This is a genomic window from Microbacterium oleivorans, assembly GCF_001691565.1.
Classification (GTDB): Bacteria; Actinomycetota; Actinomycetes; order Actinomycetales; family Microbacteriaceae; genus Microbacterium; species Microbacterium oleivorans_B.
The window spans coordinates 1,580,234-1,595,593 of record NZ_MAYO01000003.1; the positions used below are offsets into that span (position 1 = coordinate 1,580,234).

Annotated in this window: 10 protein-coding genes; 4 read left to right on the forward strand and 6 right to left on the reverse strand. The window is 71.0% G+C overall.

The window, feature by feature from the left end:
• Positions 1-16 precede the first annotated feature (16 nt).
• From coaBC to BBA86_RS10450, 3 genes are read left to right on the forward strand one after another with little or no spacing between them, the layout of a single operon-like run.
• On the forward strand, positions 17-1,240 hold the full coding sequence (gene coaBC, locus BBA86_RS10440) for a bifunctional phosphopantothenoylcysteine decarboxylase/phosphopantothenate--cysteine ligase CoaBC (protein ID WP_065571503.1): 1,224 nt from the start codon (positions 17-19) through the stop codon (positions 1,238-1,240).
• A gap of 60 nt (positions 1,241-1,300) precedes the next feature.
• Complete coding sequence (locus tag BBA86_RS10445) at positions 1,301-3,103, forward strand: AMP-dependent synthetase/ligase (protein ID WP_065571504.1); 1,803 nt, start codon at positions 1,301-1,303, stop codon at positions 3,101-3,103.
• A 25-nt stretch (positions 3,104-3,128) separates the two neighbouring features.
• Positions 3,129-4,025, forward strand: coding sequence for a DUF1295 domain-containing protein (locus BBA86_RS10450; RefSeq protein WP_065571505.1), 897 nt, complete (start codon positions 3,129-3,131; stop codon positions 4,023-4,025).
• A gap of 420 nt (positions 4,026-4,445) precedes the next feature.
• Here BBA86_RS10450 and BBA86_RS10455 read toward each other — a convergent pair whose 3' ends face one another.
• The 3 genes from BBA86_RS10455 to BBA86_RS10465 all read right to left on the reverse strand — a co-directional run bounded on the left by BBA86_RS10455 (position 4,446) and on the right by BBA86_RS10465 (position 10,102).
• On the reverse strand, positions 4,446-6,530 hold the full coding sequence (locus BBA86_RS10455) for a S9 family peptidase (RefSeq protein WP_065571506.1): 2,085 nt from the start codon (positions 6,528-6,530) through the stop codon (positions 4,446-4,448).
• 44 nt (positions 6,531-6,574) lie between these two features.
• Positions 6,575-7,147 carry a cysteine hydrolase family protein gene (locus tag BBA86_RS10460; RefSeq protein WP_065571507.1) on the reverse strand — a complete coding sequence of 191 codons (573 nt, stop codon included), beginning with the start codon at positions 7,145-7,147 and terminating at the stop codon, positions 6,575-6,577.
• Between the two features lie 69 nt (positions 7,148-7,216).
• On the reverse strand, positions 7,217-10,102 hold the full coding sequence (locus BBA86_RS10465) for a carboxypeptidase regulatory-like domain-containing protein (RefSeq protein WP_065571508.1): 2,886 nt from the start codon (positions 10,100-10,102) through the stop codon (positions 7,217-7,219).
• A gap of 102 nt (positions 10,103-10,204) precedes the next feature.
• On the opposite strand from BBA86_RS10465, the gene BBA86_RS10470 reads away from it, so the two are divergent.
• On the forward strand, positions 10,205-11,860 hold the full coding sequence (locus BBA86_RS10470) for a RecQ family ATP-dependent DNA helicase (RefSeq protein WP_065571509.1): 1,656 nt from the start codon (positions 10,205-10,207) through the stop codon (positions 11,858-11,860).
• Between the two features lie 93 nt (positions 11,861-11,953).
• On the opposite strand, the gene BBA86_RS10475 is transcribed toward BBA86_RS10470, so the two are convergent.
• The 3 genes from BBA86_RS10475 to BBA86_RS10485 all read right to left on the reverse strand — a co-directional run bounded on the left by BBA86_RS10475 (position 11,954) and on the right by BBA86_RS10485 (position 15,332).
• Entirely contained in the window at positions 11,954-12,838 is an 885-nt protein-coding gene (locus BBA86_RS10475) for an aldo/keto reductase (protein ID WP_065571510.1), read from the reverse strand.
• A gap of 104 nt (positions 12,839-12,942) precedes the next feature.
• Entirely contained in the window at positions 12,943-14,652 is a 1,710-nt protein-coding gene (locus BBA86_RS10480) for a long-chain-fatty-acid--CoA ligase (protein WP_065571511.1), read from the reverse strand.
• 65 nt (positions 14,653-14,717) lie between these two features.
• Complete coding sequence (locus BBA86_RS10485; RefSeq protein WP_065571512.1) at positions 14,718-15,332, reverse strand: TetR/AcrR family transcriptional regulator; 615 nt, start codon at positions 15,330-15,332, stop codon at positions 14,718-14,720.
• Positions 15,333-15,360: the final 28 nt, after the last annotated feature.

A 15,360-nucleotide genomic window follows, 5' to 3' on the forward strand; every position in this document is an offset into this window, starting at 1 on the left:
GTGGGAGGATCGGACCATGTTCGTCGTCGTGGGCGTCTCGGGCGGCATCGCCGCATACAAAACGGTGCAGGTGGTCCGTGCACTGGTGACGAACGGGCACGAGGTGCACGTTGTTCCCACCGCGGACTCGCTGCGCTTCGTCGGGACCGCCACGTGGGAGGCGATCAGCCGCCATCCTGTCACGACGAGCGTGCACGACGACGTCGCCGAGGTCCGCCACGTCGCCCTCGGCACCAGCGCCGACCTCGTGATCGTCGCCCCCGCGACCGCCAACACGCTCGCCAAGATGGCCGCCGGGATCTCCGACAACCTCCTCGGCGTCACGCTCCTCGCGACGACCGCCCCGGTCGTCGTCGCCCCCGCGATGCACACCGCCATGTGGGATCACGCGGCGACGCAGGCGAACATCGCGACCCTCCGCGAGCGCGGCGTCCACATCGTCGGGCCGGCCGACGGCCCGTTGACCGGCGGCGACAGCGGACCCGGGCGAATGGTCGAGCCGGACGAGATCGTCGCCGCCGCTCTCGCCGCTGCCAGACGCTTCGCTGCCGCCGGCGCCCCGGCATCCGATCTCGCGGACCTCCGCGTCGCGGTGTCGACCGGCGGAACGCGCGAACCGATCGACCCCGTCCGCTTCCTCGGCAACCGGTCCAGCGGAAAGCAGGGGGTCGCCGTCGCCCTCGCCGCCGCCGACCGCGGCGCGTACGTCCACCTCGTCGCCGCGCACGTCGACGACGGCGTGCTCGAGAAGGCCCTGCACCACCCGCGGATCGCCGTCGAACGGGCCCTGACCGCTGTCGAGATGGATGCCGCGATGCGGGCCGCGAGCGCAGAGGCCGACGTCGTCGTCATGGCCGCTGCGGTCGCCGACTTCTCTGTGCCCGAGGTCTCGGACGTCAAGATCCGCAAGGAGGACGGCACCGTCACCCTCGATCTCGTCGAGAACCCCGACATCCTCATCGGGCTCGTGCAGGACCGCCGCCCCGGCCAGACGATCGTCGGGTTCGCGGCCGAGACCGCCGACGACGACGCGGAGCTGCGCGAGCGCGGCATCCGGAAGCGCTCACGGAAGGGCGTCGACCTGCTCGCCGTGAACCGCGTCGGCTGGCAGGAGGGTTTCGAGACGGCCGAGAACCGGGCGCTCTTCGTCGACGCCACCGACGAGGTCGCGTCGCACGCGGCGGGTACCAAGCGCGTCGTCGCCGACGCCCTGTGGGACGCGGTCCTGCGGCTGCGCTGAACCTCGCGCTCGCGCGCAAGATAGCGGCATCCGATTCGGTTCGGGCTCCGAATCACCTGTGTGCCGCAGATACACACTCCCCTTCTCGCGCCCGTGGACGGGCACCGCAACGTCACGGACCTGCTCGTTCGCCGTGCCGAGAAGGCTCCCCACCACGCCGCGTTCGACGTCGCCACCGGCGACGGCACCTGGCGGCAGGTGTCGACCGTCCGCTTCCTCGGCGAGGTCCGCCGCCTCGCGAAGGGCTTCATCGCCGCAGGCGTCGCCCCGGGCGACGCGCTCGCGATCATGGCCTCGACCCGCTACGAGTGGGCCGTCACCGACCTCGCCGCCTGGTTCGCCGGTGCCGTCGTCGTGCCGGTGTACGAGACCTCGTCGCCCGTCCAGGTCGCCGGGATCGTCAGCGACGCCGGCGTCGTGCTCGGCGTCGGCGGGACCGAGACGCAGACCCGCCGCCTGGCTGACGCCTTCGCGGAGACCGGCGCCGGACGCCTCGGCGCCTACGCGATGGACCGGGCCGACCGGGTGGCCGGCGGCATCCGGACCCTGGACGACCTGCGCTCGCTGGCCGACGACGTGACGGATGCCGACCTCGAGCGGCACCGCACGGCGGCCGACCTCGACGCGCCCGCGACCATCGTCTACACGTCCGGCACGACCGGGGAACCCAAGGGCGCCGTGCTCACGCACCGGAACTTCCTCGGCCAGGTGCTGAACATCGCCGCCGCGTACGGCGAGGTCGTCCACGAAAAGGGCAACACGATCATCTTCCTGCCCCTCGCGCACGTCCTCGCGCGCGGACTGCAGCTCATCTGCCTCGCGAACGGCATGCGCATCGCGCACCTGAGCGAGCCGAGCACCGTCGTCGAGACACTGTCGGTCCTCCGGCCGACCTTCCTCGTCGTGGTGCCGCGCGTGCTCGAGCGCATCCAGGCCGCCGCGGCGCAGAAGGCCGAGGCCGCGCACCTGACCCGGCTGTGGCGCACCGCCGTGGCGACCGCCGTCTCGGGTGGACGCGCGGCCGAGCAGAGCACGGACGGGCGGGCACCGGCATCCGTTCGTCAGCGCCTGTTCGAGGCGCTGTTCTTCCGCAGGCTGCGCGCGGTCATGGGCGGACGCGTCGACTACATCCTGTCGGGCGGCGCCCGGCTCGACCCCGAGGTCTCGCTGTTCTTCCGCGGCATCGGGGTGCCCGTCATCGAGGGGTACGGCCTCACCGAGACGACCGCCCCGCTCACCGGCAACCTGCCCGGGGACATCCGGGCCGGAACGGTCGGGCGTCCGCTGCCCGGCTCGACGGTGCGCATAGGCGAGGACGGCGAGATCCTGGCGAAGGGCATCGGGGTCTTCCGCGGGTACCGCGATCCCGCGCACGACGCCGACGCATTCGTCGACGGGTTCTTCCGCACCGGCGACCTCGGCCGCTTCGACGCCGACGGCAGGCTCATCATCGAGGGCCGCTCGAAGGACGTGATCGTCACCTCGACCGGCAAGACCGTCGTCCCGGCGCCGTGGGAGTTCGCGGTCGAAACCGATCCGCTCGTGTCGCACGCCGTCATGGTCGGCGAGGGGCGGTCGTACCTGAGCGCGCTGATCGTCCTCGACCCCGAGGAGGTCGCGCGGCAGGGCGATGCGCCCGTCGCCGGCCAGCTGCGCGAGATCGCGGACGAGGGCCTGCGCGCGCGGATCCAGCGGAGCGTCGACGCCGCGAACGCGCTCGTCTCGCGCAGCGAGCAGGTGCGCCGGTTCACGCTCATCGCCGCCGACCTCGCCGACACGACCATCGTCACGCCGACGCTCAAGATCAAGCGCCGCGTGCTTCTGGAGCGCGGCTCCGACGTCGTCGCCGCCCTCTACCGCTGACTCCCGCCCCTTCCGAAAGGCCACCATGTCTCCGCAGAATCGTTCCGCCGTCATCACCGTCATCGTGGGGCTCGTCATCGGAGCGCTCGTCGCGCTCGCGGGCAGCCAGGGCGGAGCGACCGTCGGCGGCATCCCGGTGTTCGCCCTCGCCGTCGCCGCCGCGTTCGCCGTGCAGGTGCTCGTCTACATCCCGTCGGCGATCGCCCGCACCGAGCGCTTCTTCGACGCCACCGGCAGCGCGACCTTCGTCCTCGTCACGCTCGGCGTGGCGCTGCTCTCACCCTCACCCGACGCCCGCTCGCTCGCCCTGGCGGCGATGGTGATCATCTGGGCGGCCCGGCTCGGCTCGTTCCTCTTCATCCGCATCCACCGGTCCGGCAGCGACGACCGCTTCGACGAGATCAAGGTGAACCCGCTGTCGTTCCTGCGCGTCTGGATCATGCAGGGCCTCTGGGTGAGCATCACCGCCGCCGCGGCATGGATCGCGATGGCGACCGAACCCGCCGACCGCGTCTCGTTCGACGTGTTCGCCGGCATCGGCATCGCCGTGTGGATCATCGGCATGCTCTTCGAGATCGTCGCCGACCTGCAGAAGAACGCGTTCAAGGCCGACCCCGCCAACAAGGGCCGCTTCATCCGTACCGGGCTGTGGTCCCGCTCGCGCCACCCCAACTACTTCGGCGAGATCCTCGCGTGGGTCGGCGTCGCGATCGTCGCCGCACCCGTCTTCGACGGCTGGCAGTGGATCGGTCTGCTCTCGCCGGTGTTCGTGATCCTGCTGCTGACCCGGGTCAGCGGCATCCCCCTCCTCGAGAAGAAGGCCGACAAGCGCTGGGGCGGCGACGCCGACTACGAGGCGTACAAGACCGCGACGCCCGTGCTCGTGCCGACGCTCGGGCGGGTCGAGGTCGCCGCGCGCTGAGCCGCGGCCGGGCGACGCCGGTTCCGGGTGAGGGCCGCCGCGCGCTGAGCCGCGGCGGGGCGACGCCGGTTCCGGGTGACATCTGCACGACCGGTGGTGCGGGAGTTCACTTCCGGGGCTGGCGACGTCACTCGGGCCCCACCGATCGTGCGCCTGTCGACACGACCGCGGAGGGGTCGCGGCATCGAGCGGGCCGGGTGTCTCGAATCGGGCCCGGCGCCTCACCACGAGTCCGGGTGACACGTGCACGACCGGCGGTGCGGGAGTCAGCTCCGGGCGCCGGCGGGGCTGAACCAGCATCACCGATCGTGCATACGTGACGCCCGCGCGGCGCGTTGACTCCCCGCGACCCGCGCGCCCCCGGAACGAGGGATGCCGCGACGCGACCTCCATGCGACGGCCGCGTCCCCGGAACCCGGCTCAGCCGAGTCCGGCGACTCCCGGCGCGGGTGTGCCGTGTACGTGCTCGCCGAGGAAGCCGAACACCGTCTCGTACCAGACGACGGCGTGCTGGGGCTTCAGCACCCAGTGGTTCTCGTCGGGGAAGTACAGGAACCGGTGAACCGTCGTGCCGTCGTCCTCGCCGAAGTGCTCGTTGAGTTCGGACCAGAGGCGCAGGCTCTCGCCGATCGGCACGCGGTAGTCGCGGTCGCCATGGATCACGAGCATCGGGGTCGAGATGTCCTCGACGTAGCGGTGCGGTGAGTTCTCCACCATCGCCTCGGGCGTGAAGATCTCCTGCCAGTACGACGAGCTGTCGGTCGTCCCGGCGAACTGGTCGAGGGCCCACAGGCTCGCGTGAGTCACGATCGCGCGGAACCGATCGGTGTGGCCCGCGACCCAGTTCGCCATGTAGCCGCCGAACGATCCGCCCATCGCGGCCGTCTTCGTCTCGTCGATGTCCGGGCGCCCGACGGCCTCGTCGGTGATCGACATGAGGTCGGTGTACGGCTTCTCGCCCCAGCTGTTCCAGCCGCGCGCGATGAAGTCGAGGCCGTACCCGGTCGACAGTGCGGGATCCGGCAGCAGCACGGCATACCCGCGCGCGAGTGCGAGCTGCGGGCTCCAGCGCCAGCTCCACGCGTTCCAACTGTTGAGCGGTCCACCGTGGATCCACAGCAGGAGCGGAGCAGGGGATGCCGCGTCCGTCCCCTCCGGCAGGAGCAGCCAGCCGCGGACCCGGGCGCCGTCCTCGGCCGTCGTCTCGACCTCGGTCATCGTGCCGGCGGGCGTCGGCAGCGGAGCCGGCGTCGCGAGCGCGGTCACGGTGCCGTCGGGGTCGATGCGGACCGGGTGCGGCGGCACCATCCACGACGAGCGGAGCGCCACGAGCGCACCCGTCGCGCGATCCACCGACACGTTCGAGTACGCGTGCTCGTCGGTCGTCAGCTGCACGGGAGCGGCGCCGTCGAGCGGCACGCGGAAGATCGGTCCGCGACCGTCCTGGTCGGCGGTGACGATGAGCGCGGTGTCGTCGTGCGCGAACGCGATGCTCGTCGGCCAGCGGTCCCAGCCCTCGGCGAGCCGGCGCGGCTCGGAACCGTCGATGCCGGCGACCCAGAGCTCCTGATCGGCGGGACCGGTGGGGTCCGAGAACGCCGCCCGTCCGTAGGCGATCGACCGGCCGTCGTGGCTGATCGCGGGCGACTCGAAGTACGTCGAGCGCTCCTCGAACAGCGTCGTGCGCTCGCCCGAGGCGACGTCGATCGACACGATCGCGAACCGCTCCGCGCGGCCCTGCGGCAAGCGCATCGCGGCGATGAGGGTGCGTCCGTCAGGGGTGAGCGCCGCGCCGGCGGTGTCGGCCGTGCGGCCGGGCGTCGGCGTCAGGTCGCGCGGGCGCGGAAGCGACGCGGGGTAGGGGGTCGTGGCATCCGGTTCGTCCTCCGCCGTGTCCGAGGCGGCGAGCGACCCGATCGTGTCGGCGAGCGCGTCGAGGTCGAGCGAGAGCAGGTGCGGCTCGGCGGGTCCGAGATCGTGGTCCCAGTAGCGGACCGGGTAGGTCGTGTGCAGGATCGCGGACAGCTTGCGCTTCTTCCGCTCGGCGCGCAGCTTCGCGTCGGCCTCGAACGAGTCCGCGGACGGCAGCAGATCGGCGGCGAGGACGGCGACGGATGCCGCGTCCGCGACGGCGGCGATGCCCGACACTCCCCCGGCCAGGCGCGTGATGGCGCGTGCGTCACCGCCGTTCGCGGGCAACAGCCAGAGCTGCGCCGCCTCGTCCTCGCCGTCACCCTCCGCGTCGGGACGGGCGCTCACGAACAGCAGGTCGCCGTCCGCCGTAAACGCGGCGCCCTGCTCGCCCTTCGCCGAGCGGGTCAGACGACGGGGCGTGCCGCCGCCGGTCGCCGGGACCTCCCAGAGCGCCCGGTCGTACCCGGTCTTGTCCTTGTTCAGCGTCGCGACCGTGAGGACGGCTCGCGTGCCGTCGGGCGAGAGTGCGACGGCGTCGATGCGGGGCAGGGCGATGTAGTCCTCGAGCGAGGCGAAGGGGTTCTGCGGCATCCCTCCACGCTAACCGCGGACCCCGTCGCGGCGACAGGGGCCGTTCAGCTGAGCAGGTCGGCCGTCGAGCAGACGGTGGCGAACTCGCCGTCGAGGTTCGTCGCCGTGATCGCTGCAAGGGTCGCCGCGGGGATGACGGTGCCGTCGGGCGCCGTCCGGTCGAACGAGTGGGTCGCGTCGAGGGCGAAGTACACGTCGTAGCCGAGGTTGCCGCCCACCCGGGCGGTCGTCTCGCAGCAGTGGTTCGTCGAGATTCCGGTGACGACGATCCGCTCGATCCCGTTCGCGCGCAGCCACGCGTCGAGGTCAGGCGAGCCGTGGAACGACGAGTTCACGCTCTTCGTGACGAGAAGGTCCGGGATGCCGGTGACCTCGGGTTTGAGGTCGTTACCCGCCTGGCCGGGTCGCAGCGGTGAGGCATCCGAGGTCGAATCGTGCCGGACGAACACGACCGGCCACCCGCGCTCGCGCCAGCGGTCGAGGAGCGCGGCGATGTTCGCCTCGCAGTCGGGGTTGTCGCGCTCGCCCCAGTGCGCGGTGTCGTCGAACCCGCGCTGCACGTCGATCACGACGAGCGCGGCGCGGTCGAGGGCGAGGTGTCGCGGCGGGATCTGCACACATCGAGCCTGGCATGGGGTGTTGCCGAGCGGCGGTCAGGGAGCGGCGGGATCCTGCCAGGTGGTGGGCTATCGACGCACGCGGGCGGTGGCCGCGCTGGACCGCGAATGCGTGGCGTACCCGCTCTTGCTGCCCGTCACCTTCACCGAGATCTTGTCCCCGACGAGGCCGGAGGTGAGCGTCAGCGACGAGCGAGTCGCTCCCTTGATCCGAACTCCGTCGGCATACCACTGGTACGTGAGCGACGTCCCACGCGTCCAGGCGCCGGGCTGGACGGTCAACGTCTTGCCGCGAGCGGTCGCCCCGGTGATCCGCGGGGTAGACGAGGTCAGGGTGCCGTAACCGACCGCCTTCGCCGCGCTCGTGCGGGACGCAGTGGCGTAGCCCGCCTTCTTCCCTGTCACCGTGACGGTCAGCTTCGCACCACGGTCGGCTGCGACCGGCGTGTAGGACGACTTCGTGGCCGAGGCGATCGGCTTCCCGTTCCGGCGCCATTGATACGTGACGGTTGTCCCGGACGTCCAGCCGGTGGTCCTCGCGGTCACGGAGCGTCCGACGGTCGGCGCCGCGGAAAGGGTCGGTGTCGGCGTCGCGAGCACCCGCGTGAGGGCTACGTCCAGCGTCGAGATCCGGCGGTTCACACCGGTCACTTGCGTCGAGTACTTCACCGTCGTGGTTCGGGCGGCGACCTCGACCGTCGTCTTGTGCCCGCCTTCGAGCCACGCCTCGAACCGTCCGGATGAATCCGTGCGCACCGTCACGGTCTCGGTGCGACCCCTCACAGTCACGACGGCCCCCGGAACGGGAGCACCGCTCTCCCGGACGATCCCGCGCAGTGTCGCGTGGTTCGGCTGATCCGTCTCGTCCGGCATCTTCTCGTCGACCCGGACGGTCTGCCCCTCGGCGAGGGTGAACACGCGCGAGGTCCTCCAGTCACCCTCCGAAGCCAGCCACACGGGGGCCACACCGTCCGTCCAGCGGGGATGATCGTCCATCTGCAGGTGGTACCGGCCGGGGAGCAGGCCGACTATCTGGAAACGTCCCTTGGCATCGACGATGCCGGTGCCGGCCCGTGCGACGGAGTTCCTGGTCTCCGCCCACGCGATGACTCGCGCGCCCTCAAACAATTCAGGCAGCTTCGAAAAGAGGGTGCCGACGATCGTTGCCGACTCCGACGGGAGCGTGCGCGCAAGCGTCGGCCTGACACTCGTCGTCTTGCCGGCGTCGACGCGGATTCGGGTGGCGTCCGCGAGGTCGCTGCCGCCCAACCATGTCGTCGTGTAGTGGTAACGATGTTCCGACGTGCTGTCCGCGAAGCGCAGGCGGTAGTCGCCGGGCGGGAGGGCGGGGAACGTGACCGAGTCGACCTGCAGAAGATCGCGCCCACGAACCACACCGTCCGCGTCGTACAGCCAGACAGCCGAATCGGTCACGGGTTCGCCCCGCGGTCCGACCGCGGCGACGGAGATGCTTCCGCTGTTCGCCGCCGTCGCCACACTGAGCCGGTAGTCGACCGGCGTGACCTCTCCGGGCACAACGGTCACGGTCCGCGCTCCCGCGCTGGTCGATGCGCCGTCGTACCAGCCGCCCAGGATGTCGCTGCTTCCGTCCGCGCCCAAGAAGTACTCGCCGGCGTCGAGGTCGTCGAACGTCACTGTCTCAGACAGGCCACGCTCACTGAGCTGCCGCTTCGCGATGAGTTTCAGGTCGCCGTCGTAGAGCGACACGGTCCGGCCGACGATCATCTCGTCAGCGCTAACGGTCACGGACAGAGCACCCCGCGGCGAGAGGGCGATGTCGAGGGGCGTCGTCTCGCCGAGCTGAACCCGCGCGGTCGTCGACAGACGTGAGTGGCCATTGCCCGACGACGTGATCCGGTACTCACCCGACCGCAGAGCGAGGATCCGATACCGGCCGTCACCGTCCGCCTGCGCCCATCCCGCTTCGACACCCGCGCTCGTGTATGCCGTGACGTAGGCTCCCGCAACCGGTGCGCTCGTTCCTGCGGATACCACCCTGCCCTCCACGACGCCACCCCGAACGAGGTCGGCCGTGATCTCGGTCGTCTGCCGAGAACGGATCGTGATGATCCCGGCATCAGCCCGCGTTTCGCCGGCGGGCCACCAGGTCTCGACGAAATCGTGCACGCCGCGCTCGGGGCTGATGCGCAGGTGATAGTCGCCTGGCGGGAGGTCCTCGGCGTTGACGACGTTGCTGCCGGTAGGTGCGTGGATCTCCCGCTCCTCGCCCACGGGGATCAGATCGGCCCGTACCGAGGAGTATCGCCCCGTGGTCACACGCAAGGTGCCCGTGGGCTCGGCGGAGACGGACCACGTCGTGAAACCTTCCGACACGGTGAGCGACGTGGTCGCGACGACGTAATCGCCGTCAGAGGGAGAGTCGACCCTGACGTCGTACTCTCCGGGCGGCAGCATCGAGAACCGGTAGCGGCCGTCACGGTTCGTGGTCTCCCATGTACGAAGAGGCCCGTCCAGCGAGACGCTCGCCCCCGCGACCGGCTGTCCCGTCAGCGCATCGGTCACGATTCCTGTGACCCCCGGGCCGACGGCTCCGAGCTGCCACGACGTATCGATCGTGCGGCCCTCCGTGAGGGAGACGATCTGAGCCTCTCCCGCGGTCCCCACGCCCGGGTACCACCGGGCGCCGTACGCCTCGCGCGCCGGATCGTGATGCGAGGACGCGGACACCCGATAATCGCCCGCGGGCAGAGTGCTGCCGAACCTCCCGTCGACGTCAGGGGACGTGTCCGACACGCGCCCGGTGTCGACGTTCTCGAACCGGACGGTCACGTTCCGGACCACGTCGCCGTCGACGTTGGTGAGCACCCCGGTGATACGCGTCGGTGCAACCTCGGCGGCCTGTGCGGGGAGACCGGTGAACACGAGCGCCACGACGGCGATCAGCGCGCCGACGAACCGAAACTGAAACCGCATGCGTCCCCCAGGATGACGTGCCGAACCCCTCGACCGGCATCTGAATACTACGGGCGTGTCAAGGGTGTCCGCGGATGCCGTTTCCTCGACGACCGTGGAAGGATGCCACGCCGCTCCACCCCTGCATCGTCCGCCCCCGATCGCGCCGAGGTGGAGCGCGTCGCCGCCGAGCGGTTCCGGCTGACGCACCTACGGCCTGCGCAGCTCGACGCGATCGAAGCGGCAGCCGGTGGGCGCGATGTGCTCGTCGTCTGGGCGACGGGATCGGGCAAGTCCGCCGTCTACCAGGTGACCGCCGCCCTGCGGCCGGGCGTCACCGTCGTGGTCTCTCCGCTGATCGCGCTGCAAGAGGACCAGCTCGCCGGTCTCGAGCACGCCCCCGATGCGCCGAAGGCCGTGGCCCTCAACTCCGGGCGGGGCGAGAAGGCCCGCGCCGAGGCGTGGCGCCGCCTGCGCGAGGGCGAGGCGACCTACGTGCTCCTCGCACCCGAGCAACTGGCCAACGACGAGGTCGTCGCCGAGCTCGCCACCCTCGACATCGCGCTCCTCGCCGTCGACGAGGCGCACTGCATCGCCTCGTGGGGGCACGACTTCCGCCCCGATTACCTCGGTCTCGGCGAGGTCGCCGAGCGGCTTGGACGGCCGCCGATCCTCGCGCTGACCGCGACGGCATCCACCCCCGTCCGCGAGGAGATCGCGGCCCGCCTCGGACTCGACGACCCCTCGATCCACATCGGCGACGTCGACCGGCCGTCGATCCGCCTCGGCGTCCGCCGCCACGGCGACGACCGGGAGAAGCGCGCCGCCGTCGTCGACGAGGTCGCTTCGCTTCCCGTGCCGGGGCTGCTGTATACATCGACCCGCCGCTCGGCGGAGCAGTACGCCGACGACCTGACCGAGCGCGGCAAGCGGGCGCGGGCGTACCACGCGGGGCTCCCGTCGAAGGAGCGCGCCGAGGTGCACCGGCAGTTCCTCTGCGACGAGCTCGACGTCGTCGTCGCGACGAGCGCGTTCGGCATGGGGATCGACAAGGAGAACGTGCGCTTCGTCATCCACGCCGACGTGCCCGAATCGATCGACGCCTACTTCCAGGAGCTCGGCCGCGCCGGCCGCGACGGCGAGGAGGCCCACGGCACGCTGCACTACCGTGCCGAGGACCTCGCGCTGCGGCGCTACTTCGCGACGAAGAATCCGGATGCCGCCGAGCTCCGCCGCCTCATGCGGGCGATGTCGACGCGGGCACGCCTGAAGTCCGCTCTCGCGAAAGAGTCCGGACTCTCGCCGCGCCGCGTCACGGGACTGCTCACCCTGCTGATCGACACCGGATCGGCGCGCGCATCGAAGTCCGGGGTGTCGCTCCGGCGGAACCTCGACGAGCGCGCCGCGGTGAAGGCGGCGTTGGAACGGGTCGAGGAACGCGAGCGCATCGAGCGCTCCCGCATCGAGACGATGCGGGAGTACGCCGAGACGCGGCGCTGCCGCCGCCAGGTGCTGCTCGGCTACTTTGGACAGGACCTCGACGAGCCGTGCGGCAACTGCGACACGTGCGCCGCGGGGGCATCCGACGTCGTTCGCGACCCGGCATCCGTCTCGGACGCCGGATTCGCGATCGACGAGAAGGTCTCGCACCGCGAATGGGGCCCGGGCACGGTCGTCTCGATCGACGAGGACCGCATGCGGGTGTTCTTCGACAGCGAGGGCTACAAGGTGCTCTCGCTCGAGATCGTCGAACGAGAGCACCTGCTCAAGGCCGGCTGACCTCGCCCTCGGATTCGAACGAGGCCGCCGGATTCGGACCGGGGAACGCTTCCCGGTCCGGATCCGCGGCACATCTCCGAATCCGAACGAACCTCAGACCTCGATGCCGACGGCGGCGGAACAGCGCGCGAGCTCGTCGTCGGAGAGCTCGAGGTTCCGCGCCTGGAACGAGTCGGTGATGGATGCCGCGCGGCTCGCCCCGGGGATGGGGATGACGGTCTCGCCGAGCGACAGCTCCCACGCGAGGACGACCTGCTGCGGGCTGACGCCGTGCGCCTGGCCGATCTCGGCGAATGCGCTGAACCGCTCGCCGATGGAGCCGGCGCCGCCGATGCCGCCGAGCGGGCTCCACGGCAGGAAGGCGATGCCGTTCTCGGCGCAGTAGGTCAGTTCGCCGTAGCTGCCGGGATGCCGCGGCGAGAACTCGTTCTGCACGCTCGTCAGATTCCCCTCGCCGAGGACCTCCTGCGCGATCTGGATCTCCTCGACGCTGGCGTTCGAGATGCCGACCGTGCGGACGAGCCCCTCGTCCTGCAGGGTCTTGAGGTTCTGCATGACCTCGCCGTAGACCATCCAGCGGTCGGGGCGGTGGTACTGGTACAGGTCGATGACGTCGACCTGCAGGTTCTTGAGCGACTTCTGGACGGCGCTGCGCAGGTATTCGAGTGAACCGTCGCGGCCGAAGTCCTTCTCAGCTGTCCGCGTGATGCCGCCCTTCGTGGCGACGACGATCGACGACCGGTCGCCGTCCCAGCCGGCGAGCGCGTCGGCGACGATGCGCTCGTTGTGGCCCATCTCGTCCCAGCTGGGGGCGTAGATGTCGGCCGTGTCGATGAGCGTGACGCCCGCGTCCAGCGCCGCGCGCACCGTCGCCACGGCGTCGTCGTGCGAGGGCAGGCCGTTGCCGTTCATCGACACCGGCATCGCGCCGAGTCCGATGGCCGAGACGGTGAACGGTCCGAGAGTGCGCTGCGACATGGGTCTCCTTCGACGGGGTGGGGTGCGGCATCCACCCTGCCAGTCGGCACCGTCCGGCGCGACGACCCTTGACAGATCAGCGCGGGCAGATCAGCGCGGACGGATCAGCGTGCGGTGAGCTGCTCCCGCACCTGCCGGCGGAGCACCTTGCCGATCTGCGAGCGCGGCAGGTCGTCGAGCTGCACGACCCTGCGGGGCACCTTGTAGGCCGCGAGGTGCGAGCGGGCGAAGTCCTTGAGAGCGGATGCCTCGAACGCCGTCCCCGGCTTCATCACGACGGCCGCGACCACGTCCTCGCCGCCCGCCGGCCGGGGCACGCCCACGACCGCGGCGGAGTCGACGTCGGGGTGCAGGGTCAGGACCTGCTCGACCTCGCTCGGGCTGACGTTGAAGCCGCCGGTGATGATGAGCTCCTTGACGCGGTCGACGACCGTGACGAAGCCGTCCTCCGACACCGTGACGATGTCGCCGGTGCGGAGCCACCCGCCGTCGAGCAGCACGGCGGCGGTGTCCTCGGGGCGGCGCCAGTACCCCTGGAACACCTGCGGCCCGCGGATGAGCAGCTCGCCCGCCTCGCCCGCGGGCCGGTCGACGGTCGGGTCGTTGGGGTCGACCACGCGGATGAAAGTGCTCGGGAACGGCACGCCGACCGTGCCCGGGCGCCGTGTCGGACCGATCGGGTTGCCGAGCGCGACGGGCGACGTCTCGGTCATGCCGTAGCCCTCGACGAGCAGTCCGCCCGTGACCTCCTCCCACCGCGTCACGGTGGGGACCGGCAGGCTCATCGCCCCCGAGATCGCGAAGCGGATGCTGGACAGGTCGACGCCCTTGCGGGTGCTCGCCCGCGAGAGCGCGTCGTAGATCGGCGGGACGCCGGGCAGGAACGTCGGCGGCGACTTCTTCAATGCACCGACGACGAGGTCGACGTCGAACTTCGGGAACAGCACGATCCTCGCGCCGATCGACACGGCGAAGGTCAGACAGAGCGTCAGGCCGTAGGCGTGGAACATCGGGAGCACGGCGTAGAACGTCTCAGCGCCTTCCGTGAGCCCCGGCACCCACGCCCGCCCCTGCTCGGCGTTCGAGCGGAGGTTCCGGTGCGAGAGGACGGCGGCCTTCGGCATCCCGGTCGTTCCGCTCGTGAGCTGCAGGAGCGCGGTGTCGTCGAGGACGGGACGTGCGTACTTGCGCGGCAACCGGCGCGTGTTCGTGAACTGCGACCAGCGGATGACGCCGCGGGCGGTGGGCTTGGAGGTCATCGCCTCGCGCCGCTCGCGGAGCGCGGGCACGGGCACGCGCAGCGCGGTGCGCATGGCCCACGGCAGCGCATCGGTCATGTCGACCGCGACGATCGCGGCGGGTGCCACGTCGCTCGGGAACTCGGCGACCATGTCGGCGACCTTGTCCCAGACGATCGCGACGACCGCCTCGTGCACCTCGAACTGGTGACGGAGCTCGCGCGCCGTGTACGTCGGGTTGTGCTCGACGACGATCGCGCCGATCCGCAGCGCCGCGTAGAACGCGACGATGTGCTGCGGACAGTTGGGCAGCACGAGGGCGACCCGGTCACCCGCGCTGACGCCGAGCTTGCGCAGCGCGTTGGCTGCGCGGGAGACCTGTTCGCCCAGCTCGGCGTAGGTCGTCTCCGCGCCGAAGAACTCCGTCGCCACTTTCGAGCCGTAGCGGGCGACCGAATGGTCGAGCAGGTCGACGAGCGTCTCGTCGACCGGGTCGATGTCGGTCGGGACGCCGGGCGCGTAGGCCGCGAGCCAGGGGCGTTCCTGCAGATCGGATGCCGGCGGTGTCGAAGTCATCGTCGTGTCCTCCTCGGTGTCCCGCCAGCGTAGGGCGGTTTTTCGATGCATCTCCTGTGCGTCCGCTACGCGCGTTCGAGCCCGGCGAGCCCGGTGGAGAAGACCCGGATGACGTCGTCGACGTGGTCGTCGTCTCCCGTGGCGAGCCACCAGGCCGCGAGGCCTTCGGCCGCCGCGTGGATCACTGCCACGAGGGTCGAGGTCGGGACGGTCAGCGCCGCGGCGCGGGACGCCGCCCAGGCGTCGACCAGCCGCTCGACCTCGCTCCGCACCGCGTCGGTCTCGGCGTGCGCCGCGTCGACGAGCGCATCGGACGAGCGGGCCATCGCGGTGAGCTCGGCGAGCCGCTCGTGCCGCACGCGGTCGCGCCGCAGTTCGCCGATGAAGGTGTGGAGTGCCGCGGCGACAGCCTCGACGAGCGGGGCCGGGGCCAGCGGCTCGGCCCAGAGCCTGCGCGTCAGGAGCTCCGATTCGCGCTGCAGCAGAGCGGTCACGAGGTCGGCCTTGGAGCCGAAGGCGTAGCTGACGACACGATGCGCCACGCCGGCGCACTGGGCCACGGTGCGCAGCGACAGGGCCGCCACCCCGTCGTGCACCATCACCTGCACCGCGGCATCGAGCAGCTGCCGACGTCGGTCGTCGACGTCGAGATAGGTCCGGCGAGGTGAGGGTTCGTTCACAGCGATCTCCGAGCGTGCAGCACGTGGG